Origin of the sequence: Acerihabitans sp., from assembly GCF_036398755.1 — a bacterium.
Lineage (GTDB): Bacteria > Pseudomonadota > Gammaproteobacteria > Enterobacterales > Enterobacteriaceae > Acerihabitans.
Map to the genome: position 1 here is coordinate 1 of NZ_DASWOM010000104.1, position 5,220 is coordinate 5,220.

The 5,220-nt window shown below is 59.8% G+C and carries 5 protein-coding genes; 3 read left to right on the top strand and 2 right to left on the bottom strand.

Going from position 1 to position 5,220, the window contains the following annotated elements; genetic code table 11:
- Positions 1 to 189 precede the first annotated feature (189 nt).
- Positions 190 to 441 (top strand): hypothetical protein, encoded by a 252-nt coding sequence (locus tag VGC33_RS17205; RefSeq protein WP_331121992.1) that lies wholly within the window; start codon positions 190 to 192, stop codon positions 439 to 441.
- A gap of 531 nt (positions 442 to 972) precedes the next feature.
- Here the strand turns inward: VGC33_RS17205 and VGC33_RS17210 are convergent.
- The gene (locus VGC33_RS17210; RefSeq protein WP_331121995.1) at positions 973 to 2,178 is read right to left on the bottom strand and encodes a Bcr/CflA family multidrug efflux MFS transporter; all 1,206 of its coding nucleotides are present in this window, start codon (positions 2,176 to 2,178) and stop codon (positions 973 to 975) included.
- A 69-nt stretch (positions 2,179 to 2,247) separates the two neighbouring features.
- Positions 2,248 to 2,958: a 16S rRNA pseudouridine(516) synthase RsuA gene (gene rsuA / locus VGC33_RS17215; protein ID WP_331121993.1), complete on the bottom strand. Its 711-nt coding sequence runs from the start codon at positions 2,956 to 2,958 to the stop codon at positions 2,248 to 2,250.
- A gap of 190 nt (positions 2,959 to 3,148) precedes the next feature.
- On the opposite strand from rsuA, the gene radD reads away from it, so the two are divergent.
- Positions 3,149 to 4,909, top strand: a complete 1,761-nt coding sequence (radD, locus tag VGC33_RS17220) for a DNA repair helicase RadD (RefSeq protein ID WP_331121996.1) — start codon at positions 3,149 to 3,151, stop codon at positions 4,907 to 4,909.
- A gap of 126 nt (positions 4,910 to 5,035) precedes the next feature.
- On the top strand, positions 5,036 to 5,220 hold a 185-nt coding region (rplY, locus tag VGC33_RS17225), incomplete at its 3' end, for a 50S ribosomal protein L25 (RefSeq protein WP_331121994.1).

Sequence of the window (5,220 nt, forward strand, 5' to 3'; positions counted from 1 at the left end):
CAAGCCGGACTTTCGCCGCTCCCGGCGGCTCATCCAGCCGTGACGCGCGCTGCCGGCGCACTCTATGCCGGCACAACGTCAACACCATCGTCTGTGAGTAAAACAGGGGGTTGATGCCCTGCGATATGCACTTACCGGGAATCATTTCAGCATTGATTTTGGGGCGTTGGCAACAGCTCTGAATGTTCAATGCTTAGCAGCATCTCAATACCGCATACCCACATTTTAACCCATAGCGACAACGACAGTATTAACGACAACATCAGCTTCAACGACAGCGTCAACATCAACATCAACATCAACTTCAACTTCAACTTCAACTTCAACTTCAACTTCAACTTCAACTTCAACTTCAACTTCAACTTCAACTTCAACTTCAACTTCAACGACAGCAACAGCGACGCTGAAGCCCTATATATCACATCGCTGACCGCGACATAGGTACCGGCATAAAGCGCGCTGACGGCGCCTGTGGCCCCGGCATGAGCCGCCGGGAGCGGCGAAAGGCCCGGTAGCGCCGGGAGCGCTGACCGGGCCGGTGCATTACGGGGGCATGGGCGGCGGAAGGCATCGCGCAGCGACGCGCGACCTGCCGGGCGCGGGGAAGTCAAGAAGGGGCTCGCGTGAGCCCCTTCTTGTCGCTTGCCGGCACCCGGCAATCCATATAAATACCGAACGCACGGCAAGCGAAACCTGCACTACGGCAACATAAACTTCAGCCAAGCCGCCCGCGAAACCCGCACCACGGCGACATAAACTTCAGCCAAGCTGCCAGCGAAACCCGCACCACGGCAACATAAACTTCAGCCAAGCCGCCAGCGAAACCCGCACCACGGCAACATAAACTTCAGCCAAGCCGCCGGCGAAACCTATCCCACGGCAACCTACACCCCCACCAAGCCGCCCCATCGGCAGGGCATGCCGGCTAACGCCGATAACTTATCGCCGATGGCGTATTTATCCTGTTGTGCGCTAAAGGGACCGCGCCGCCGTCCGCCGCGGCCGGCTCGCATATAAATAGCACAGCATGGCGCTGATGGTGCAAAACGCCATCGACAATACCATCGGCCAGGCGCTGGTGAAGGTCGCCAGCGACAATAACGCCCCTATCACCGCGCCCACGCCGAACCTCAGGGTACCGGCCAGCGACGAGGCGGTACCGGCCATATGCGGAAAATCATCCAGGATCACCGCCATGCCGTTGGAGGTCACCATCGCCACGCAGCCGACGAACACCGCCACGCCGATGACCAGCGGCCAGAAGCCCAGGTTCATACCACAGACAATCAGCAGCCAGATGCCCATCAGCAACTGGATAAACAGCCCGAAACGGAACATCTTCTGCGCCCCGAAATGCCGCACGCTACGGCTGTTGATAAGCGTCATGATAAACAGGAACAACACGTTCAGGGCAAAGTAATAGCCAAAATTCTGCGGCGACACGCCGTTAAGATTAATATAAACAAACGGCCCGGCGCTCAGGAACGAAAACATCCCGGCAAAGGAAAACCCGCTGGCCAGCATATAGCTGAACACCCGCTTATGGCGAAACAACGCGCCGAAGTTGCCGATGGTGGTGCGCAGGTTGAATTTTTGCCGCCGCTCCCTGGGCAGGCTTTCCCGGATATACAGCATCACCAGCACGGTGGCCACCAGCGCCGTCAGGCTCATAATCCAGAAGATGGCGTGCCAGTTGAACACCACCAGCAGCGCGCCGCCGATGATCGGCGCCAGCAGCGGCGCCACCGTCATCACCAGCACCACAAACGACATCATGCGCGAAAAGTCATCCTTGGTGAACATATCGCGCATCAACGCATTGATCACCACGCTCGCGGCGGCGGCGGACAGGCCGTGCAAAAAACGCATGTTGATCAGTTGGTCAACCGATTGCGACAAGGCGCAGGCCGCGGCGGTCACGGCAAAAAAGAAGGTGCCGAACAGAATGACCGGCTTACGCCCCAGGCTGTCGGCCAGCGGCCCGTAAAACAGCTGGCCGACGGAAAACCCCAGCACATAGGCGCTCAGGGTCATCTGCACGCTCCCCGCGCTGACGCCGAACTCCGTGGCGATAAGCGGCATGGCCGGCAAATACATATCGATGGCCAAAGGCATCAGCATCGACAATAAACCCAGTATAATAATCAAACCGATATGGGATTTCCGCTCTGCTTGCACGTTGTACAACTCCTCGTTCATTCCTTCATCAATCCTTCACCGGCCTGGCGCAGCCGTCCGCAGGCCTTGTCACGGACGTACCGGCGCGCCTATGCCGGCAATTTCATCCGCGGTCAGCGCGCGGTATTGGCCCGGTTCCAGGCTCGCATCCAGCACAATGGCGCCGACGCGCTCGCGATGCAGCGCCACCACATGGTTGCCCACCGCGGCGAACATTCTTTTCACCTGATGGTAGCGCCCCTCGCTGATGGTCAGCCGCACCTCGCGCTCGGCCAGTTGCTCAAGCTTCGCGGGCCGGGTCGGCAGTTTTTCGCCGTTGAGCATCACCCCCTCGGTAAACAGCCGCGCCGTATCCCCGTCCAGCGGATCCTCAAGCGTCGCCCGATAGGTTTTTTCGCAGTGGTGTTTAGGCGAGGTGATCCAGTGGGACCACTGGCCGTCGTCGGTCATCAGCACCAGGCCGGTGGTGTCGATATCCAGCCGGCCGGCGGCATGCAGCTTGTCCGGCACCGGTTCATCCATAAAATAGAGCACGGTGGGATGATCCGGATCGTCGGTGGAGCACACGTAACCCTGGGGTTTGTGCAGCATAAAATAACGCGGGGCAAGTATCTGGTGCAGCACCTGATCATCAAAGCGCACTTCATGTTGCGCCAACAGCTGGAACGCCCCCTGTTTCACCATGTCACCGTCGACGGTCACCCGCTTGGCGCGCAGTTCCCGTTGCACCAGCGCCCGGCTGATACCTAACTGTTGAGATAAAAATTTGTCCAGTCGCATTAACGTCGTTTTGCCTGTAATCTTGGAAAGCGCCCGGCACGATACCTATTGGCCCACATTCAGCGCGCGGATGGCCCGGTGCCGGTATCGTGCGGGAAAGACGGCGGATGCCGTATGTGCTTATAATGTGAAACCACAGTATAACGATGCTTGCCTGCCGAGCATAGCCGACAACGAGATTCATTTAGCGATGCCCTTCACCCTACGTCCTTATCAGCGCGACGCGGTCGACGCGGCGGTGGATTATTTTCGCCGCCACGGCGAACCGGCGGTTATCGTGCTGCCCACCGGCGCCGGCAAAAGCCTGGTGATAGCCGAACTGGCGCGCCTGGCGCGCGGGCGGGTACTGGTGCTGGCGCACGTCAAGGAACTGGTGGCGCAAAACCATGAAAAATTCCAGGCGCTGGGCTTGCCGGCGGATATCTTCGCCGCCGGACTGCAACAACGTGACAGCCGGGGTAAAGTGGTGTTCGGCAGCGTACAGTCGGTAGCCCGCAACCTGGATCGGTTCGATGAGGCCTTCTCGCTGCTGATTATCGATGAATGCCACCGGCTGGGCGATGACGACGATAGCCAATACCAGCAGGTTATCCGCCATCTGCGCCTCGCGCGGCCTGAGCTGCGCATCCTGGGCCTGACCGCCACCCCGTTCCGTCTCGGCAAGGGATGGATTTACCAATACCACCATCATGGCATGGTGCGTGGCGACGAACGCTGTTTTTTCCGCGAATGCGTCTATGAGCTGCCGCTGCACTATATGATCAAGCACGGCTTCCTGGTGCCGCCGGAGCGCCTGGACATGCCGGTGCTGCATTACGACTTCAGCCGCCTGTCGCCCAATATCAACGGCTACTACGCCGAGTCGGAGCTGAATATCGAGGTGCGGCGGCAAAACCGCATCACGCCCCTTATTATCGGCCAGATACGGGATTACGCGGCGGATAAGCGCGGCGTAATGATTTTTGCCGCAACCGTCGAGCACGCCCGTGAAATCCTCGGCCTGCTGCCGCCCGCTGAGGCGGCGCTTATCAGCGCCGAGACGCCGCAGGCGGAACGCGACCGGCTGATCGCCGCCTTCCGGGCGCAGACGCTGCGTTATGTGGTTAACGTGGCGGTGCTGACCACCGGTTTTGACGCCCCCCATGTGGATATGATAGCCATCCTGCGCCCCACCGAATCGGTCGGCCTGTATCAGCAAATTGTCGGACGCGGCCTGAGGCTTTATCCCGGCAAGACACAATGCCTGATCCTTGATTACGCCGGCAACGGCCACGATGTGTTCTCCCCCGAGGTCGGCCAGGCCAAACCCGCGGGATCCGGCACGCCGGTCCAGGTTTTCTGCCCGCTCTGCGGCTTCGCCAATATGTTCTGGGGCAAAACCACGGCGGACGGCGAGGTGATTGAACACTACGGCCGCCGCTGCCAGGGTTTCGAGGAGCAGGAGGACGGGCAACGCCGGCAATGTGATTTTCGCTTCCGCTTCAAGATATGTCCTGACTGCGGCGCCGAAAACGATATCGCCGCCCGGCGCTGCCACCAGTGCGATGCCCTGCTGGTGGATCCCGATGATATGCTCAAGGCGGCGCTGCGGCTCAAGGACGCGCTGGTGCTGCGCTGCAGCGGCATGACGCTTGACGGCGGCGGCGACGCCAAAGGCGAATGGCTGCGCATCACCTACCACGATGAGGACGGCGCCGAGGTGAGCGAACGTTTTCGGCTGCAGACCCCGCCCCAGCGGCGGGTGTTCGAGCACCGCTTCCTGCGCCCGCACCAACGGGCGCCGGGGGTGGCTTTTTCCTGGCAAACCGCCGGCGATATCCAGCGGGCGGCGGACCGGCTGCGCGCGCCGGATTTTGTCGTCGCGCGCCGCCAGGGCGCTTTCTGGCAGGTTCGGGAAAAGATTTTCGATTACCAGGGACGGTACCGCCTGGCCCATGAATTGCGCGGCTGACCGGGTTTTAATTGCCCCGCCGGGGTATTTCCGGTAGAATTCCGCCCGCTTTACTTCAAAGCACGTCTATCCAACCTGCTGCTGGGTCGCCTGTAGCGGGGTTACTTTTTAAGTATCGAGAAAATAATGTTAATTATCAATGCAGAAGTGCGTAAAGATCAGGGTAAGGGTGCGAGCCGCCGCCTGCGTCTAGCGAATAAGTTTCCTGCCATCGTTTATGGTGGCACTGAAGCGCCGATCTCTATCGAGATGGACCACGAAATCGTGCTGAACACCCAGACTAAACCGGGTTTCTACAGCGACGAATTATC

Excerpts from the sequence above, each read along its gene's own strand:
- VGC33_RS17205 (WP_331121992.1), top strand. The coding sequence starts at position 190 with ATGCTTAGCAGCATCTCAATACCGCATACCCACATTTTAACCCATAGC.
- rsuA (WP_331121993.1), bottom strand. The coding sequence starts at position 2,958 with ATGCGACTGGACAAATTTTTATCTCAACAGTTAGGTATCAGCCGGGCG.
- radD (WP_331121996.1), top strand. The coding sequence starts at position 3,149 with ATGCCCTTCACCCTACGTCCTTATCAGCGCGACGCGGTCGACGCGGCG.